The organism is Secundilactobacillus malefermentans, assembly GCF_008033155.1.
In the GTDB taxonomy this organism is placed as follows: Bacteria; Bacillota; Bacilli; order Lactobacillales; family Lactobacillaceae; genus Secundilactobacillus; species Secundilactobacillus malefermentans.
The window spans coordinates 891,149-909,749 of record NZ_CP042371.1 but is presented as its reverse complement, the minus strand read 5'-3'; the positions used below and the strand labels follow the sequence as shown (position 1 = coordinate 909,749).

Here is an 18,601-nt window from a genome sequence, read left to right as displayed (position 1 = left end):
GCTTCAGGAAGTTTGAAACGACTCAAAAGTTTGGGATTGCGGCAATTTCCGTAGATTCGTCAAAGGATTTTCCATCGAGAGGTGGAGGGGTTCTGTGTTTCAGGAAGTTTGTAGGATCCAAAAGCTTGGGATTGCGGAAATGCAAGACGTTTCAAAAGAGTCACGTGTTACAAGCAAGACCTTGTGGGTGATGTGAAAGCTCGCAAGCGCACCAAGGTTATGTTAGATAAAAATTAAAAGATACGATCAGTGGAGGTAGTAGCTCATTAAGAAGTTTGTTAATGGTTTCTCCACAGCGTTTCATACCGCCGTTAGCCTGAATAAGTAATGGGTGCTTGTAAAACCACACCAACTTTTATCATTAGAACAATGACAGCAGGTAGGCCAGGATAGGAACGACGTGTAATTGAATATGAAGGTGTTAAGTGATTAAAGATTTTAGGTTTAATAAATCAATCAGTTGGGATATTTCCTCATAGGGGATTCAAGTAAGAGAAGGCTTGAATCCTATTTTTGTGCAATTAAATAGGCTTAGAACAGCAAAAAACGCTCATCCACCATATTTTTGGGGATGAACGTTTTTCTTAATCTTCAAATTGGACATCGACTTCTTGATTATCTTTGGTTAGCTCATGAATGACACCGGTTGTTGAGAACTCTGCGTCAACAAGCTGTTTCAGTTCCTGAACGGCGTCCTTTGCTCGTTTGGCGCCATCTTCCGTTACGGATTCGATGACGAGAACTGTTTCGGTAGTTTCCTCGGTTAACATGGTTCTTTGTGCTTCACGCCAGTTAAAGCAACGGCAAACGGCACCGGTATCGTCGTAGTAGATAACCTCGCCAGGAAGAGCGGGAGAATCTTCTTCAGCACCAAGTGGCCAGAATGGTTCGCCGCCCTTAGCAACGCCCAAATGTAAATTACCATCAATTTTGGCAATTGTTTCCCCACCAACTGGGACCGCGTATTTAAGTGAAATGCTGTTGTAGATGTCAACGAGGGGAATAATTGGTGTGAATTCGTGTCCCTGACTGACCCGTTTGAGTAAGGCTTCAATGGAAGAACGAGCACCCTTCTTCGTCTTAAATTTGGTGAAAGCATCACGCCACTCAGCGATGACTGGGTTCTTCCTAAAGGGATCAACCTCGATAAAGGGCTCTGCTTCATCCTCAGCAGCACTTAGCATTTTTTGAAAATGGGCCTTTTTACTTTCATCCACGTGATTGTCGATTCCCTTAGCAAATAGAATTTCGATGTGGGCCTCTGGGAATAGTTCCCAGAATGCGGGATCAATAATGATTTTTTTAGTCATGAACATGAATCTCCTTTTTAGTAATTTCGTTTATTGCCTTTTTTTACATAGTCCCAATTCTGCGCAATATTGACGCTCATTTTATCTAAAAGCTGCTCAGCATTTTTGCGTTCTTCGGCGCTAAATCCCTGAAACGCAACTTCGGTTGAGTAATCATTTTCGCGTTTAATTGGCTCATAAACTTTTAGTCCCTTTTTAGTGGGATAAAGATGTTTGGTTTTTCGATTTTCTGAATCAAATCGGCGTTCAATAAAGTCGTTTTCGGCCAATCGCTGAACGGCCCTTGCTGCAGTCGTGCGATCGGTACAGATCATTTCAGCTAGGCGTTCCTGAATGATGCCAGGATTTTCGCAAATTCGCGTTAAATACATATATTGTCCGCGAGCAAGTTCATACTGTTTGAATTCAATGTTGGCAATTGAATCAAGTGTTCGGGCAACAACGCCGATTGAGCGGAGAATATTTGCCATGAGACCACCTCACTTTCAGTAGTCATATTGTAAAATAGATATGTTGTAAATGCAACAAACAAAAAGGCAGGCGCTTTTACGCTTGCCTTTATTAGTCGTTAAATCATCGTCTTAACACCCATCACCAAAATCATCTAGACCTGCAGTCCAGTCAACGTTTCCACCAGATGTGTGGAAAATGGCGCCGACAATTGCCATACAGATGAGGACGTAGGATGAGGTTGCGGAAGCTTCCATGAAGGAGCCACCCATGATGAGCAACCCAGCCATAATTGGACCGCCACCGCTTAAGCCGGCAATCCCAACCATTAGGCCACTAATGACACCAAAGAAAACGGATAACCATTTGCTATGAGTCTTGGGCTTATCTTTTGACGTTCCGCGCAATCGATAGAGCGTTTGAACCCCAAGCGCAACCAAAATAAGTCCGATGACAATTTTGTAAATTTTAGTTGGGATGAGGGGTGCCAGCAGCGACCCAACGACAACTGACGGAATTGCTGAAATTAAGAGGCGATTACCGAGTTTGAAGTTAATCTGTTTTTCTCGGTAGTACGACCACGATCCAATCAAAAGGGGCGGAATGGCAGTAACGATGGACGTTGCCGCAGCGACTGCGGGTGCCAGTCCAAAGACAGCCGAGAGTGCGCCAAGGTAGAACGAGCCACCGCCACCACCCATGGATAGAACGAAAATACCAACGAAAAAGCCAATGATAATTAATAAAATAATCTGAAACATTCTTCCAAAAGCCTCCTAAATAAGGATGCCCTCGCAGTGGTCAACCTCGTGTTGAATTATTTGCGCGGTGAATCCCGTAAAGGTATCCAAGTGTGATTTAAAATTTTTATCGACATATGAGACGGTAATGCGCTGATACCGAGTGGCTTTTCGTTTGCCTAGTAAAGAAAGACAGCCTTCCTCTGCTTCATAAGAATCAGATTTTGCTGTAATTGTGGGGTTAATCATTGGAAATTCCATTGGGCCAATTTGGACGACGATGATTCGCTTGTTTACGCCAATCATGTTGGCAGCTAAGCCGACGCCACGGTAGGCATTTTCCTTGAGCGTATCTTGTAAATCGGTCACAACGGATAAGTCGTCTTTTGTAGCAAGAACGGCCTTTTTAGAAAGAAAATTAGTATCTGTGATAATTTTTTTAATCATGATTAGCACCTGCTCTAGTATAGTTATGAATTATTATAGACAGTCTTCTAAAAAAGGTGCAAGTTTAGTTTCACGTGAAACACTAAATTGAGGCCAAACTTCCAGCGAACTCATTTAAAAATCCTGATGTATACTGATTTTGAATGATTACAAATAGGGAGTGACCTTCTAATGAAGCATTACGATAATATTATTATTGGATTTGGTAAGGCGGGTAAGACGTTGGCTGCAACTTTAGCCAGCCAGCAGGAAGAAGTTTTAATTATTGAAAAGGACGCCATGATGTATGGTGGAACCTGTATTAATGTTGCTTGTTTGCCAACAAAAAATTTAATTTTAAACGCGCAAAAAGGGGTTTCATTTGACCAAGCGTTTGAAACCAAGAATAAGATGACTAGCAAATTACGAAATAAGAACTACCATAAAGTGGCTGATCAAGAAACAGCGACCGTTTTAAATGCGGATGCTGAATTCGTTGATGATAAGACCATCAAGGTGACCGATGACTCCGGCGAAGAAATGTTGACGGCGGATCGAATTTTCATTAATACGGGATCAACCCCGATTATGCCCAGCATTGAGGGCTTAAGTGAGAGCAAACACGTTTTTGCATCCCGCGAAATGTTAGACCAAAGAAAACAAACTCAAAATTTGGCCATCTTGGGCAGTGGACCAATCGGGCTCGAATTCGCGTCAATGTACGCCCAATTTGGGAGTAACGTGACAGTTCTCGCTCATGACGCTCAATTGTTGCGACGGGTTGAACCCGAAGTTGCTGAAATGGCGACCGCTGATTTGGAAGAAGATGGCATCAAATTCGCGTTCAATTCGGTCCTTAGCAGCGTTGAGGACACGGATGACGGTGTGAAATTGACTTATCAGCAAGGCGATGAGACTAAGGTGATAGCGGCGGATGCGCTCTTAGTCGCAACCGGCCGACAGCCAAATGTTGCAGATCTGCACCTAGAAAATACCCATATAAAGCAGGGCAAACGAGGTGAGATTGTTGTGGACAATAAGCTTCAAACCTCAGTTGAAACTATTTGGGCATTGGGTGATGTTAATGGCGGACCTCAATTCACCTATGTGTCACTTGATGACTGGCGGATTTTAAATAATCAATTTTACGGTGATCAGACCCGAACGTTGGACAATCGTCCCGTCTATCCAACGACAACATTTTTGAAACCAGCACTTGCTTCGGTTGGGTTAACTGAGGCACAAGCTACTGAAAAAGGACTCAACTTTATCGTTAAGTCCATGGCGGCAGCTGGTGTCCCAAAAGCCCAGGTAATTGGCGATCCCCGAGGAATGTATAAAGCGATTCTCGATGCGAAAGATCATACCATTTTAGGCATGACGATTTATGCCGAAGAAGCCTATGAAACGATTAACCTGATTACAACAGCAATGAGTCATCATATTTCTGCTGATGAGTTGCGAGATCAAATTTATAGCCATCCGACGATGACGGAGGCGCTGAACGACTTGTTTGCATAATTAATAGGAATCCCCATTCGATAATTGAATGGGGATTTTTTCTTGACTAGTGGCTCATGACCAGTTATTATGTATTTGGAATCATATTATACGTCATATAGTATTATAGAGGTGATAAAATGGCAATTCAAATTAGCTCCGAACTTCTGGATGGGTGTGTTTTAGCGATTCTAGAAGATGAGGATTATTACGGATACACGTTAACCCAGCGCGTGCAGCAGGCGGTTACCGTCTCTGAATCAACGATGTATCCGGTCCTGAGAAGATTGAAGAAAAATGGGTTACTGACAACTTATGATGAACCATTTCAGGGACGGAATCGACGTTATTATCAGATTACCCAAGAAGGTCGAACTCATTTGGCAACAGTCAGGGATGAATGGCAAGAATTTCGAGAAGGCATCGAATCTATGTTAGGGGATGAAAAGAGCGATGAATAAATACATTAAAGAGTTAACGGAATATTTACAGCCACTGGAAGATTCTGAACGAGATGAAGTAATTAACTTCTATCAGGAATATTTAGAAGATGGCGGGTTTGACTACTATGAGGCCTGTGTCACGGAACTCGGCAGTAGCAAGCAGCTGGCCCGGAAAGTTTTGGCCGATTACTCAATCAAAAGCTTGGATGATCCGCAAAATGGATCGAGTGCGAGCAGACAAAGACGGGCACCAAAAGCCCAAGTTAAAACGATTTGGCTTATTATTTTGGCGTTACTTTCAACGCCAGTAACGATTCCAATCGCGATTGTCGTGTTCGCAATGCTATTTGCGATTATTGCAATTGGAGCAGCGATTGTCGTCTCAATCATTGCAGTTGTTTTGGCATTTATTGTGACGGTGTTAGTCGCCATTTTCATTGGATTTAGTTTGATTACGGTGAACTTCTGGCCGGGGATGTTCTACTTAGGTGCGGGAGTGACCGGAGTTGGGCTTACCTTGATTGGTATTCCAATCATCATTTGGATTATTCGCTGGTTGATTCGTGGTGTTTTAAGTATTAGCAAATGGTTATATGCCAAAATTAAGCACCGAGATAAAGCACAGGAAAGGGGGGCGCACAAATGAAAAAATCACTCATTGCAGGTGCCATCACATTGGTTGTTGGTTTATTCATTTTAGCCCTCGGTGTCGGACACGGGGGAGCAAAGTCAGTTTATTGGCAAAATGGGTTCAAAATCGATAGTCGCGTCAGCCAGTCAAAACAGATTGGTAACGTTAACGAAATTGAATTGGATACGAGTCGACCGGTGATTATTCACCGCGGGGATGAAGCTAAAGTAACCGTTAAATCGACTAAGAGTTCAAATACAAATATTTCATTAAATAACAGTAAACGGAAGCTAACCGTCAAGGGTGGTAGTCACCCAGCAGTAAACCTATTTTTTGATGAGGACTACGAAGATTCCCAAATTGAGATTACGATTCCAAAGAAAACCCAGCTGAAGACTGTTTCAGTGGCTCATGGGGAACTAACCATGAAGGACCTCAACGTTGACCGGTTAAATAGCCGCTATTCGGAAATTACGCTCGACAACGTGACGAGCAAAAACTCGCTCGATTTGAATGAATCCAATTACTCTGATTTGGAGTTAAATCGGGTGACGGCACCAGGCCTTAATGCAGAAACGGATGGTGAAATAACGGTTAAGAATAGTCACTTCATAGAACAGGACAGTTCAATCGTTAGCACAAACGATGATGCGGAATTAGCCCAAAATTCTTGGCGATCACTGAACGTTAAGTTGGAAAACGGGGATTTAGACTTTTCCCAAGAGAGCATTAAGAAACAATTTGTCGCTAGACTTTCGAATGGTGATATTGACGGTCAAATCGATCAGAATAAGCATAATACGATTATCACGGACAATGATAATGGCGATACGACCTTATATGGTAAAGATAGTTCAACCTATGGGGATTTGAAGGCCAAAAACGCGGTGCTTTACCGCTTAATCAATGTAAACGGCGATATCGATGTGACATATTAGTAAAAATTAACCACCAATCTTTCCTTAGATTGGTGGTTTTCCTATGCTATACTTATCATTAGATTGTATCCGTTTTCACATAACGAGGAGGTTCCTATTTATGGCACATAATGAAGTTAAAATCGGTAAAAGTGATGTTCAGGCAACGGCCCTTGGTCTCGGCACTAATGCGGTCGGTGGCTATAACCTGTTTCCAAATTTAAAGGATGAGGATGGGCTCGAACTTGTCAAAACGGGCTTAAACAATGGCATTAAATTATTGGACACGGCTTTCGTTTACGGGTTAGGTCATTCTGAAGAACTCGTTGGTCAAGCAATGAAGGAGTTTGACCGCCATAGTTTCGCACTCGCAACCAAAGGGGCTCAGGACTTTTCAACTGGCGAGCAGGTCATTGATAATTCACCAGCATTTCTAACCGCTCAAGTGGAAGCAAGTTTGAAACGACTTGATACAGATTACATTGATGTTTACTACATTCATTTCCCAGATCACGACACCCCCAAAGCGGAGGCGGTTGGCGCTCTAGAGCGCTTAAAGGAGCAGGGGAAAATCCGAGCAATTGGACTTTCTAACTTTAGTTTGGCCCAAATTAAAGAAGCCAATGCGGACGGCTACGTTGACGTAGTTGAAGATGAATTTAGCTTATTGCACCAGGATCATGCAGTCGACATGATGCCTTATTTGAAAGAAAACGGGATTAGCTTTGTCCCATACTTCCCACTAGCTTCTGGGCTCTTAACCGGTAAGTATGATCACGATGTTAAGTTTCCTAAAGACGATATTCGCAGCCAAATTTCTGATTTCCAAGAACCGCGTTACAGCAATGCTTTGGCGGCAATTGAAAAGGTTCGGCCAATTGCTGGCGAACATAACGCAAGCGTTGCTCAAACTGTCTTGGCATGGTACATGAAGAATCCATTAATTAGTGTGGTTATTCCTGGCGCCAAGAAAGCCAGTCAAGTTGAGGCAAATGCGAAGGCGATGGACGTTGAGTTAAGCGATGCGGAGTACAAAGCAATTGATGATGTATTTGTAAAATTTCAAACGGCAACGAGTGGTAAGTCGTTGGCAGATCCAGACTAATAATTCCATAGAAAAATTCCAGCTCGATTTAGGAGCTGGAATTTTTATTTTCAGCTATCCTTCGAACACTCGTTTGCGTTATAATTTATGTATTACTTTTTTGAGGGGAATTTTAAACATGGCACGTAAAAGACGTAGACGTAAGAATAAAAATAAGGGGATTCTTTGGTGGATTATATTTGCCGTCGTTGTGCTAACGCCAACTGCCGCAAAGTACGGTCCGGATACTGTCAAAAACATTAGTCAGACGAACAGTACCAGCCAAAAAACAACCAGCTTTAAGAATAGTCCGAGCTTCAGCGACACGTATGAGACGATTGCGCATTGGCAGTTTGCATCAGGGATGCAGGCGGTTAAAATTGTGAACCATAATCAAAGTCAGCTGAAGGCAACGGACTGGAAATATTCGCACATTCAGTATTCTAATTTAGATACGCATAATCGGGCACGGGTTGCGACTGCATACCTAGATAATTCCAATTTGGGTCGCTCTGCTGGACGTCCCGCTCAAAATTGGGAGCCGGCAGGTTGGCATAACCAACCGATTACGGTGAATGGTAAACGTGTCTATCCAGAAAATAGGGGACACTTGATTGCCTACACGCTGACGTTTAATTTGAATAGTGATGGTAAACAGGAAAAGGGTGCCGAGGGCAGTAGCGATAATCCTAAAAATTTAGCAACCCAGACAGCATTCAGTAACCAGCAGCCCATGCAGGTTTACGAAGAGCAAGTTCGAACGGCCTTGGAAAAACGGGAAAAGGTGATCTATCGAGTCCAACCCGTTTACCTGGGAAGTGAGTTGATGCCACGGGGATACTGGACCCAAGCAATTTCAACTAATAAAAAATTAAACTTTAACGCCTACGTTTGGAACGTTCAACCGGGTGTTGTTTTCAACTACACAACAGGCCGTGGAAAAGCGGATAAAAATATGACGGTTGATTGGACCAATTAATTTTCAAAAATGATTACGAAGATTAAATGAGGCGTGCTAAAATTAACGAAATAAAAAGGACGTGAAGTTAATGTGCACAAGTTTAACGTATGAAGATTATAAGGGTGACTGGTATTTGGCGCGAACCATGGACTTCGGGTTCAATTTAGATGGTCGGCCAGTCGTCATTCCTAGAAATTACCATTTTGATAGCGATGCATCAGCAAATGGCTTCGATACGAAGTTCGGATTTACGGGTGCAGGCCGCAACTTAAACGGCTACATCCTGGTTGACGGGGTGAACGAAAAGGGACTTAGTGCGGCGGCCCTGTACTTTACGGAATCAGTCAATATTGCGTCTCACGAGGTTCTGATGTGACTTTTGGGGAATGTGGCAAGTATTGCTGAATTAAGGGCCAAATTTGCGAACGTCAATATTGTGGCAGTCCCTAATTCACTGCTGCAAATAGTCGTTCCCCTTCATTGGATTGTCGCTGATAAAACGGGAAAGAGCTGCGTCATTGAGCAACAGGCAGATGGAATCAAAATTACCGATAACCCAGTGGGCGTGATGGCCAACTCACCCGAATTTGATTGGCATTTAAAGAACTTAAACAATTATGTTCAGTTGAATCCAGGTTTGCATGAAAATAAGCCCTACGGCAAATTTACCGCAAACGGATTTGGTGCTGGAACGGGGGCGCTCGGATTGCCTGGGGATTACACCTCAGTTTCCCGTTTCATCCGAATGGCCTTCATGCGTCAGCATGCTGAAAAGGCGCAAGATAGTTCGTCATCAATCAACGCGCTATCCCATATTTTGAATAGTGTCGAGATTCCAAAAGGTGTTAAAATTCAGGCGGATGGCGATGTAGATTACACGCAGTACCGCGGATATATGGAAATGGCAACCCCAACGTACTACATGCAGCCTTACGATGATCAGACGATTACAAAGGTTGTCCTGACTGAAGCGTTGCTCACTAAAAAAGAAGCAACAGAATTTCCACTTAAGCCAACCCAACAATTTAATACAGTCACAGAGTAAAGCCATCCGAAACTGGATGGTTTTTTATTTTGGACACAAAAACTGACTAACATTAGTGGTGAATCATAATTCGACGGAATTATGATTCACCACTTTTATATTCTGTTAAAGTGGAAATGAAGTTGACATGTCGAATTGCTTTTTGGCGCACCTTACGGTGACGTCGTAACAAAAAACGGCAACTTCATCCGGTTCACCAATGAGCTCGCTCGAAGTCTGTTGGCTATTAAAGTCGTGTATTGAAAATTGAGATGAGTGAATCGATGAATACAACTTTTATGTAGGTGGTGTTTGATGATGCTTGATATGGAAATCATATTTGGTATTGATGTCAGTAAACATAGTTCAAACGTAGCCATTTTGATTGATGGCAGGACGTTTAAAGAATTTAAAATAACCAATAACCGACCAGGTTACAAAATACTTGATGATGCGCTTAACAGTTTTAGATCGCCGAAGGTAATTTTTGAATCTTCTGGCATCTATTCCCGAAGTATACGGTCCTTTCTTCAAAGGGAAAATTGGAATTATACGGAAATTAACCCATTAGCAGCAAAAAAAGACATGGATGGGTTTAGGCATAATAAAAATGATCGGTTAGATGCCGTTTCATTAGCAATGGCAATGGCACAACATCATTATCAGTCGACCTTTAAGGAAAAAGCTGTGTATGGCGAGCTTCACGACTTGGAGCGAACCTATCAAGAATTCCACGAAGATATTGTACGAGCTAAAAATCGATTACATCAAAAGTTGCAGCTTACTTTCCCAGAGGTGGAACAATTTATAAGCACGACCGATGGTGCATTGTATTGGCACGTCGTGCAACAATTTCCACATGCCAGCCTTGTATTAGCAATCGAATTACCAGCGTTAGCCCAATTCATTTTAAAGGCTACACCAAAAAACATGAGTGAGAAGCGTGCATTCGCTCTAGCTAGGCATCTTCATGATTTGGCAAGTCAATCTGCCCCCGCAGTTGATTACAACGCTCACGCAGTTCACTCCGTTATTTATCCAGCTAACGAGGTTGAACACTTAAGCGGACTTAAGGCAGATATTATTGAGGAAATGACTAAGATTTCAAGCTTACTTGCCGAAATCCCAATCTTAGAATCAATTCCGGGATTCGGTATTAAAACAGCAGTTTGTCTCTTAGCTGAGTTAGGTGATATTAGCCGATTTCATAGCTCCAATGCCATTAATGCATACGTTGGAATTGATTTGATCCAGTATCAATCTGGGGATTTCGAGATGATGCAGCATATTCGAAAGCGCGGTAATCCATATGCAAGAAAAATATTATTTAAAGCTGTCTTAAACATGATGAGTGTCGCCAAATATCATCCATCGAATATCAGTATTTTTTATCAACGCAAAAAGCAATCTTCTAGTGAATCACACACTAAGAAGATTGCCATAGCTGCGATGGGACGTCTGATTAGGACCATCTACCACCTAATTAAAAATAATGAATTATATGATTCAACACAATTCTCACCAGAGAAATAAATCATAATTCATTCACACACAATTATAACACCTCAAAAAATCAATAACACCAGAGGTGCTATTTATCATACATTTATTCGGTAATACAATCTATAAAACACGGGAAAAAATCTTAAAGTACTGCTCAAAAAAAAGAGAACCCCATAAAATAGAGGTTTCTCTTGACTAATCGTAGAAAAAAGCAACCACAATGTAGTCGATGTGGTTGCTGAGCACTTCAATAGAAGTGCGGCGCGATAAATCGCGCGCGGATTTCTCAATCCGCAAGGTTTGGCACCTTGAAACGCAGTATAACATAAAAAGATGGTTTGTGCTAAAAGACCCACATATCAAGGCAATTAAACAGTTATAAAAAAGGAACTAAAATGGTGAGTGTATTGTTTGTAATCGCTTACAAGATATGGTATATTTCTAAGTGAGGAAAGGTCTTAATCCTCGATAATCGACTTCTCAAGTAGGTATTAAGTAACAATGTAGTACCGATTCAGAAAGATTAACCACTGGTTGAACGTAATCCGTCAGAGTGATTTTCCAGCGAAAGTTGGAAGGGGTCTGAAAGTATCAGGAAGTTCGAAACGGGCTCAAATGTTTGGGATTACGGCGATGCAAGTAGTTTAGAAGCATCAGATTTTAGCTTCAAGAATTAAGCGTCAACTTTCTTTAGAGAATAGATTTAAAAGCTCCAATGTTTTAAAAGTAAAGATACGATCAGTGGAGGTAGTAGCTCATTAAGAAGTTTGTTAATGGTTTCTCCACAATGTTTCATACCGCCGCTTAGCCTGCATATTGGGTGAATGGTAAAGCCACACCGACTAACGTCATAGATGATTGAAGCAGGTAGGTCAGGATAGAAACATCGTGTAATTGAATATGAAGGTGTTAAGTGATTAAAGATTTTAAGCGTAACATTTCGACTATCGAGAATATTTCCTCATAAGGGATTCAAGTAAGAGAAGACTTGAATCCTATTTTTGTGCGCAAAACGACTATAATGGACTTAATATGATTGAGGAGATGTATTTGATGAGTAAAGTGATTGTTATTACCGGAGCTTCAAGTGGAATTGGCGAAGCGACTGCCAAGAAATTAGCCGCAAACGGAAATCAGATTGTCGTGAGTGCACGACGGGAAGAGCGTTTGCAAAAATTAGTTTCTTAAATTAAGGCGGCAGGCGGCGACGCAAGCTACCAAGTGACAGATGTCACCAATAAAAGTGAAGTTGCTGAGCTGGCCAAGTTTGCGGTAAAGACTTACGGCAAAATTGACGTTTGGATGAATAATGCGGGATTGATGCCCCAATCAACTTTGGATAAGTACAAAATTGATGAATGGGATCGCATGATTGACGTTAACATTAAGGGTGTTCTGTACGGTATTGCCGCAGCACTTCCATTTATGCGCGAACAAAAATCAGGTCAATTTATTAACACGTCTTCCGTAGCTGGCCACGCGGTTCACCCAGGCGGTAGCGTCTACAGTGCTACAAAGTACGCAGTTCGGGTTATTAGTGAAGGGTTACGTCAAGAAGAAGCCATTGCCGGAAGCAATATTCGCGTGAGCGTTATCTCACCGGGTGCGGTTGCGACAGAATTACCCGACACAATTTCGGATCCGGAAACTAAAAAGCGAGTCGACAAATTATACGCAGATTTTGCAATTGATGCAGAACGTGTCGCTGAAGCGGTTGCCTATGCAGTTGAGGCCCCAGCTGATACGGCAATTAATGAAATCGTGATTCGACCAACGACGCAACATTAATAGAAGTGACGAAGCTGAAATTTTGGAAAGAATTCAGCTTTTTCATTTACATAAATCTTATAATTGAGATTAAAATATTTTCTGATAGATACGCCTATGATATACTTATGGAACTAAATATACGGAGGATGATGAACTTCATGGAAAAAAAGCCAATTGAAACACCAGATTCAAAACCTGGACCGGCGTCTTAACTGAGTTTAATTCAGACGTTGAAAATGGGTTAAGTTCCAGTGCCGCCAAGAGTCTTTTAGCTAAAAATGGCCCGAACGAATTAACGGCAAACGCAACGCCCAAGTGGGTAATCTTTTTGCGTCAGTTTAATAATGTCATTATTTATATTCTGCTATTTGCGGCGGCAATGACGCTGCTGCTCCAGCATTATTCAGATGCCATCGTTATTGGGCTGGTCGTTATTATCAATGCAATGATTGGTTATTTTCAAGAAGTTAACGCTAGCAATGCGCTGGACAAAATAAAGTCCCTATTATCTACCGAAGCAACCGTGATTCGGGATGGGACGCGAACTGATATTCCAGCCCGTGAATTGGTGATTGGGGATATCGTGTACCTTGAAGCCGGCGATAATATCCCGGCAGATATGCGTCTTTTAGATTCTGATAACCTGCGAGTCCAAGAATCAGCGCTAACGGGTGAAGCAGATTCCGTTCTTAAGACGTTTGACCCACTCACAGATTCAAAAACCCCATTGGCAGAACGGACCAACATGGCCTATGCCAGTACCGCCGTTACAAATGGGAGTGCCACTGGAATTGTTGTGCAAACTGGTCATGACACAGAGTTAGGTCAAATTGCGACCGATGTTAGCAACGTTAAGGCAGCCAAAACGCCATTAATGGTTGAGCTAGATGGTCTTGGCAAATGGATTTCATACTTTATTATTGCTATTGCGGTAATTCTATTTGGAATTGGTTGGTGGACGAACCTCTACTCACTGCCAACTTTAGCATTAGCCGTTGTAACGATGGTGGTGGGGTCGCTTCCTGAAGGACTACCTGCCTCAACGTCCGTTATTTTGGCAATGGGTGTCAACAAAATGGCCAAGCATAACGCAATCATGAAGACCTTACCTGCCGTTGAAACGTTGGGAACGGTTGACGTGATTGCAACTGATAAAACTGGGACATTAACGAAGAACGAAATGACCGCACAGGACATCATTACAGCAACCAAGAGCTACACGGTTTCCGGAACGGGTTATGCGCCTGAAGGTCAAATCAAATTGGATCAACAAGCAATCGATATCAAATCGGATGCTGACTTACAAAAGCTATTAATTGCTGGATTTGAAGCAAATGACACGATGCTCCAAGAAGAAGATGGGCATTGGGTTATTAACGGTGAACCAACCGATGGAGCCTTCTTAACCCTATATCATAAGGGATTTGGTCCTGATCAGCCAGAATTGGAAGAGCTAGACCGGATTCCATTTGACTCGGATTATCGTTACATTGCTAGGTTGGACAAGGATGCCACCGGGCAGCACGAAATTTTCATTAAGGGTGCCCCCGATAAGCTATACCAAATGGCTGCAATTTCTGATCCTAGTTTCGACCGCAGCAGATGGGATGAAGTTATCCATGAGTTAACGCATGAAGGTAAACGAGTTGTGGCGGTCGGCCATAAGGTTGTCGACTCAACTGTCGATGAAGTGACCCACGAAACCCTGCGAAATCAAGGGATTGATTTCCTTGGAATTGTTGGAATCATTGATCCGCCACGTGAAGAAGTTATTTCGGCGCTTAAGGAAATGCACACTGCCGGCGTGGAAGTTAAAATGATTACCGGTGATCATCCGGATACTGCCGCAGCAATTGGTCGTCAACTTGGCCTGGCTGATCAAATTCGAACGATTACCGGTGCTGAACTGGATAAGATGACACCAGATGAGTTAAAAGCAAATATTAGCCACTATAATGTGTTCGCTAGAACAACGCCGCGAAATAAGTTGGCCATTATCGATGCTTACCAGAAGAACGGTAAGATTACCGCAATGACTGGGGATGGTGTCAACGATGCGCCAGCTTTGAAGAAAGCGGATATCGGGGTTTCCATGGGTATCAAGGGAACCGATGTTGCGAAGGATGCAGCCGATATGATTTTGGTTGATGATAACTTTACGACGATGACCAAAGCCATTCGTGAAGGTCGCCGTTTGTATAGCAATATAAAAAAGACAATTGCCTTCCTGTTGCCAACTAGTTTCGCCGAAGGATTGATTGTTGCCTTTAGTATCATCATGCAACAAGCGCTTCCGCTGGTGCCAACACAATTGCTATGGATTAACATGGTTTCAGCCATTACGATTCAGTTTGCCTTTATTTTCGAACCTGAAGAAGAGGGCATTATGCAGCGGCCACCACGGAAAACGGGAACCGCCTTGCTTAACAAACGAGATGTGTTCCAGCTAACCTATGTTTCGATATTGATTGCAGCAATGGGACTTTGGGTCTTCGACTGGCTGACTTCAAGTGGCGTGTCGCACATGGTTGCAAGTACCATTACCGTTAACGTCATCATCATGGGTAAGATTTTCTACCTGTTCAACATTCGGACACCACATTTGGCGTTTGGTCGTCATTTCTTCTCCAACCCAATGGCGTTCGTCATGATTGGATTATTGCTGGTTCTCCAAATGTTTCTGGTTTATCAACCATTTATGCAAGGCGTCTTTAAGACAGCTGACATGAACCTGATGCAATGGGGAATTGTGGTTGCTGCCGGTTTTGTCACATTGGTTGTGACCGAGTTGGATAAAATAATTAGAATTTCAGTGAACCATCGAAGAAAGTCGAAGATGGTCTAAAAAGGTGAGACGAAAGGCGTTTTGCTTCCGAGCGTAGCCTAGATTAACGAATAATCCTGAACTTGGGATTGTTCGTTGATCGTAGCTAGGCGTAGGAAGTAGCCTTTAGGAACCCGACTAGGCTGCAATATTCAGGAATATACAAAAAGAGCGAGAATTTTAAAATTCTCGCTCTTTTTGCGTCTTCATTCAAATTGTGCATCATACAATTGGCGGTAGTACCCATTTTTGGCAATTAGCTCATCGTGTGTTCCACGTTCAATGATGACTCCGTGATCCATGGCCAAAATAGTATTAGCATTGTGGACGGTTGATAACCGATGGGCAATCACGAGTGAAGTTCGATCTTCAATCAAATTATCCATTGCGTGTTGAATGGCTTTTTCAGATTCGTTATCGAGCGCCGAAGTGGCTTCATCCAAGATAATAATGGGTGCATCTTTTAACAGTGCCCGCGCAATCGCAATTCGCTGCTTTTGCCCGCCAGAGAGGCGCATGCCCCGCTCACCAACTTGTGTGTCGAACCCATCCGGTAGTGGGGTGACAAAGTCGGTGATGTCGGCGAGTTCAGCTACGTGTTGAATTTCCGCATCAGTGGCGTTTGCTGAGCCATAAGTAATATTGTCTTTGATGGTGCCGTCCACTAAATCGACGTCTTGAGAAACGATGGCGATATTTTGGCGAAGACTCGTTAAATCAATGTCATTAATCGGTATTCCGTCAAATAAAATCACACCTGAATCCGCGTCGTACAGGCGATCAAGTAGCTTAACAACCGTCGATTTACCAGCGCCGGAGTGACCGACGAGGGCAACGGTTTGTCCGTAAGGAATATCAAAACTGACATCGCTAATCGCAACTAAATTTTTGGCATTGGATGACTTGGCTGGGTAGGTAAAATTCACGTGCTCAAAATCAATTTGATTGCTAAATTGTGGGAAAGCAACGGCGGCTGAATCGGTTGTAATTTGTGGCTTAACTTTTAAAATATCGGTAATTCGACCGTAAGAAACGAGCGATTGTTGTAGCTGATTAAGTAGTCGCGTAAAGGACTGAATGGGGCTTTGTAGCAAGGCAACGTAGCTTAGGTATGCGACTAATTGACCAATGGTGAGATCCTTTTTGATGACGAAGTAGGCGCCCAAAGCCAGGATAATTGCCGTTCCTAAGTAATTCACGAAATCAATTAAAGGACTAAAAACTGCTTGATTCCAGGTTGCGTTAATCGTGTAATCACGATTTTCATTTGCGTAGTCGCTGAACCGCTTTTGTTCCGTTTTTTCGGCGGTGTACCCTTTAATGAGTTCAATTCGAGTGAGTGTATTTTGCATTTGGTTCGACATCTTTGATTGAGCTGCTCGAGCGTTCATGAATGAGGTTCGAATTCGATTTCGAAAGACGCGGTAAATGACAAACATCAGTGGAAAGGTCAAACTAACGGCCAACGCCATTTGCCAGTTAACAAAAACAATGAAGACCAGAACGCCCACGAAAGTAAACATGTTTCCAATCATCGAGAGCATGTTTGGCGAAATTAGGCTTTGAAGGTTATTGATATCACTGGTCAAACGCACCATTAAGTCACCCGTTTTTCGGGACTCGAAGAAGTAGGTATCTTGGTTGATAATGTGGTCATATAGTGAGTTCCGAAGCCGTGTAATAGCGTTTTGACTCATCACGCCCATATAATAGGTCGAAAAGTAATTGAGTAATCCTAAAATAATGGCTGCCGCGAGTAACAAGATAATCGTTTGAAAAAGCAAGTGGTAGTCGCTTCTAGGAATCACTTTATCAATGATGTACTGCGTGAATTGGGGCATGACAAATTGAAACGCCGTAATCAAAATGAGAGCAAGAACATTCACAATGAGGAGAACCCGACTTTTCAGGACTGATGAGAAAACGTAACGAAACATATTGAGCATGCTGACTTCTTTATTTTTCATTTGGAAAACACCACCTTAATTAACTGATAACATCACCGCAAGTCTAGCATAATGGGGATGAGCAGTCTGCTATTTGCCCTTAACTGGAAATAAAAAAACGCGGTTAGCTGATTTTAAAAACCAGTTAATCGCGTATTTCAGATTAGTTAAATTTCAGGATTTTTTCGATATTTTCATGCGCAATTTTTTCTTTGTCAGCTTCAGAAATTGGGGCATTTGAAGGACCTCATTTATCTTTTGGTTCTGTACGACACGTTAATGAGTTCGTTTACCGTTGCCAACACAATTTCTTCATTGCGATGAACGGGTTGCCAATCTAACAAATCGGCAGCTTGTTCAGTGAACGGAGTGCTGTCCGAACTTCATAGCCTAAGGGTAAAAGAGCTGCGATAATGTGCAATGCTAGAAACCCATTGCCACCGGTAACTAAAACTTTTTTGTTCATCATAAACCTCCTATATAGTTGAAAACGTGTGACGTTTAATTTATGATAATGATGATAAACCCTAGATAATACTCTAGGGAAAGCCAAAAATAAAATAGGTGAACGATATGACGTATTCGATTAAAGAAGTTTCAGAAAAAGTTGGGTTATCCATCTATACGCTAAGGTTTTATGACAAGCAAGGATTGTTGCCGTTTGTTGCTAGAAACCAAGTTGGCTATCGAGAATTTACGGATGGGGACCTCAATATTATTCACACAATTTGCTGTTTGAAAGACACCGGCATGAAAATTAATGATATTCGTGAGTATGTGAATGACATTATGGCGGGACCAACGACAATCGCCCATCGACAACAGTTATTATCCGAGCATCGAGCAGAAGTATTGACGAAGCAGCAAAAGATTGCGGATAATTTACGTGAGATCGATTACAAATTGGAAATGTATGAGGCTGATGATTCATTTGAACAGGTTAGCCGGGAAATTCAATTTGCATCAAGAGAAAAAGAGCAGAATCATTTAGAGAATCCCTATAAGATCACTAATAAATCATGATTTAATTTTGTTTCACGTGAAACAAATGGCGCTAGAATAGATGAAATGG

The 18,601-nt window shown here is 42.3% G+C and carries 13 protein-coding genes and 4 pseudogenes; 11 read left to right on the top strand and 6 right to left on the bottom strand.

The window, feature by feature from the left end:
- Window positions 1-584: 584 nt before the first annotated feature.
- The 4 genes from FGL90_RS04400 to FGL90_RS04385 all read right to left on the bottom strand — a co-directional run bounded on the left by FGL90_RS04400 (window position 585) and on the right by FGL90_RS04385 (window position 2,947).
- Window positions 585-1,310 (bottom strand): B3/B4 domain-containing protein, encoded by a 726-nt coding sequence (locus FGL90_RS04400; protein WP_010619078.1) that lies wholly within the window; start codon window positions 1,308-1,310, stop codon window positions 585-587.
- A 17-nt stretch (window positions 1,311-1,327) separates the two neighbouring features.
- The gene (locus tag FGL90_RS04395; protein ID WP_147657068.1) at window positions 1,328-1,780 is read right to left on the bottom strand and encodes a MarR family winged helix-turn-helix transcriptional regulator; all 453 of its coding nucleotides are present in this window, start codon (window positions 1,778-1,780) and stop codon (window positions 1,328-1,330) included.
- Between the two features lie 111 nt (window positions 1,781-1,891).
- Window positions 1,892-2,521 carry a sulfite exporter TauE/SafE family protein gene (locus FGL90_RS04390; protein ID WP_147657066.1) on the bottom strand — a complete coding sequence of 210 codons (630 nt, stop codon included), beginning with the start codon at window positions 2,519-2,521 and terminating at the stop codon, window positions 1,892-1,894.
- 15 nt (window positions 2,522-2,536) lie between these two features.
- Window positions 2,537-2,947 (bottom strand): peptide deformylase, encoded by a 411-nt coding sequence (locus FGL90_RS04385; protein WP_147657064.1) that lies wholly within the window; start codon window positions 2,945-2,947, stop codon window positions 2,537-2,539.
- Window positions 2,948-3,118: 171 nt separating this feature from the next.
- On the opposite strand from FGL90_RS04385, the gene FGL90_RS04380 reads away from it, so the two are divergent.
- The 10 genes and pseudogenes from FGL90_RS04380 to FGL90_RS04335 all read left to right on the top strand — a co-directional run.
- Complete coding sequence (locus FGL90_RS04380; RefSeq protein WP_147657062.1) at window positions 3,119-4,447, top strand: FAD-dependent oxidoreductase; 1,329 nt, start codon at window positions 3,119-3,121, stop codon at window positions 4,445-4,447.
- A 119-nt stretch (window positions 4,448-4,566) separates the two neighbouring features.
- Complete coding sequence (locus tag FGL90_RS04375) at window positions 4,567-4,887, top strand: PadR family transcriptional regulator (protein ID WP_010619083.1); 321 nt, start codon at window positions 4,567-4,569, stop codon at window positions 4,885-4,887.
- On the top strand, window positions 4,880-5,515 hold the full coding sequence (locus FGL90_RS04370; RefSeq protein WP_010619084.1) for a DUF1700 domain-containing protein: 636 nt from the start codon (window positions 4,880-4,882) through the stop codon (window positions 5,513-5,515). Before FGL90_RS04375 ends, FGL90_RS04370 begins: the two co-directional genes overlap by 8 nt.
- Entirely contained in the window at window positions 5,512-6,438 is a 927-nt protein-coding gene (locus FGL90_RS04365; RefSeq protein WP_010619085.1) for a DUF4097 family beta strand repeat-containing protein, read from the top strand. The genes FGL90_RS04370 and FGL90_RS04365 overlap by 4 nt, the downstream gene beginning before the upstream one ends.
- A gap of 100 nt (window positions 6,439-6,538) precedes the next feature.
- Window positions 6,539-7,522 (top strand): aldo/keto reductase, encoded by a 984-nt coding sequence (locus FGL90_RS04360; RefSeq protein WP_147657060.1) that lies wholly within the window; start codon window positions 6,539-6,541, stop codon window positions 7,520-7,522.
- A 118-nt stretch (window positions 7,523-7,640) separates the two neighbouring features.
- A complete protein-coding gene (locus FGL90_RS04355) occupies window positions 7,641-8,480 on the top strand; it encodes a DNA/RNA non-specific endonuclease (RefSeq protein WP_010619087.1) in 840 nt (279 codons plus the stop codon).
- Window positions 8,481-8,550: 70 nt separating this feature from the next.
- Window positions 8,551-9,507, top strand: a pseudogene (locus FGL90_RS04350) (choloylglycine hydrolase family protein).
- A 294-nt stretch (window positions 9,508-9,801) separates the two neighbouring features.
- The gene (locus FGL90_RS04345) at window positions 9,802-11,019 is read left to right on the top strand and encodes an IS110 family RNA-guided transposase (RefSeq protein ID WP_147657058.1); all 1,218 of its coding nucleotides are present in this window, start codon (window positions 9,802-9,804) and stop codon (window positions 11,017-11,019) included.
- 1,023 nt (window positions 11,020-12,042) lie between these two features.
- A pseudogene (locus FGL90_RS04340) lies at window positions 12,043-12,777 on the top strand (SDR family oxidoreductase).
- A 187-nt stretch (window positions 12,778-12,964) separates the two neighbouring features.
- Window positions 12,965-15,604: pseudogene (locus tag FGL90_RS04335) on the top strand (HAD-IC family P-type ATPase); the annotation flags it as partial.
- Between the two features lie 185 nt (window positions 15,605-15,789).
- Here the strand turns inward: FGL90_RS04335 and FGL90_RS04330 are convergent.
- Both FGL90_RS04330 and FGL90_RS04325 read right to left on the bottom strand, forming a co-directional pair.
- A complete protein-coding gene (locus FGL90_RS04330) occupies window positions 15,790-17,550 on the bottom strand; it encodes an ABC transporter ATP-binding protein (RefSeq protein ID WP_147657056.1) in 1,761 nt (586 codons plus the stop codon).
- 331 nt (window positions 17,551-17,881) lie between these two features.
- A pseudogene (locus tag FGL90_RS04325) lies at window positions 17,882-17,995 on the bottom strand (aldehyde reductase); the annotation flags it as partial.
- Window positions 17,996-18,102: 107 nt separating this feature from the next.
- Here FGL90_RS04325 and FGL90_RS04320 point away from each other — a divergent pair.
- Window positions 18,103-18,552 carry a MerR family transcriptional regulator gene (locus tag FGL90_RS04320; RefSeq protein WP_010619093.1) on the top strand — a complete coding sequence of 150 codons (450 nt, stop codon included), beginning with the start codon at window positions 18,103-18,105 and terminating at the stop codon, window positions 18,550-18,552.
- Window positions 18,553-18,601 lie beyond the last annotated feature (49 nt).

What these genes read in the sequence shown, in the direction of transcription:
- FGL90_RS04365 (WP_010619085.1), top strand. Translation starts at nt 5,512, where the DNA reads ATGAAAAAATCACTCATTGCAGGTGCCATCACATTGGTTGTTGGTTTA.
- FGL90_RS04355 (WP_010619087.1), top strand. Translation starts at nt 7,641, where the DNA reads ATGGCACGTAAAAGACGTAGACGTAAGAATAAAAATAAGGGGATTCTT.
- FGL90_RS04400 (WP_010619078.1), bottom strand. Translation starts at nt 1,310, where the DNA reads ATGACTAAAAAAATCATTATTGATCCCGCATTCTGGGAACTATTCCCA.
- FGL90_RS04375 (WP_010619083.1), top strand. Translation starts at nt 4,567, where the DNA reads ATGGCAATTCAAATTAGCTCCGAACTTCTGGATGGGTGTGTTTTAGCG.
- FGL90_RS04345 (WP_147657058.1), top strand. Translation starts at nt 9,802, where the DNA reads ATGATGCTTGATATGGAAATCATATTTGGTATTGATGTCAGTAAACAT.
- FGL90_RS04385 (WP_147657064.1), bottom strand. Translation starts at nt 2,947, where the DNA reads ATGATTAAAAAAATTATCACAGATACTAATTTTCTTTCTAAAAAGGCC.
- FGL90_RS04360 (WP_147657060.1), top strand. Translation starts at nt 6,539, where the DNA reads ATGGCACATAATGAAGTTAAAATCGGTAAAAGTGATGTTCAGGCAACG.
- FGL90_RS04380 (WP_147657062.1), top strand. Translation starts at nt 3,119, where the DNA reads ATGAAGCATTACGATAATATTATTATTGGATTTGGTAAGGCGGGTAAG.
- FGL90_RS04390 (WP_147657066.1), bottom strand. Translation starts at nt 2,521, where the DNA reads ATGTTTCAGATTATTTTATTAATTATCATTGGCTTTTTCGTTGGTATT.
- FGL90_RS04330 (WP_147657056.1), bottom strand. Translation starts at nt 17,550, where the DNA reads ATGAAAAATAAAGAAGTCAGCATGCTCAATATGTTTCGTTACGTTTTC.
- FGL90_RS04320 (WP_010619093.1), top strand. Translation starts at nt 18,103, where the DNA reads ATGACGTATTCGATTAAAGAAGTTTCAGAAAAAGTTGGGTTATCCATC.
- FGL90_RS04370 (WP_010619084.1), top strand. Translation starts at nt 4,880, where the DNA reads ATGAATAAATACATTAAAGAGTTAACGGAATATTTACAGCCACTGGAA.
- FGL90_RS04395 (WP_147657068.1), bottom strand. Translation starts at nt 1,780, where the DNA reads ATGGCAAATATTCTCCGCTCAATCGGCGTTGTTGCCCGAACACTTGAT.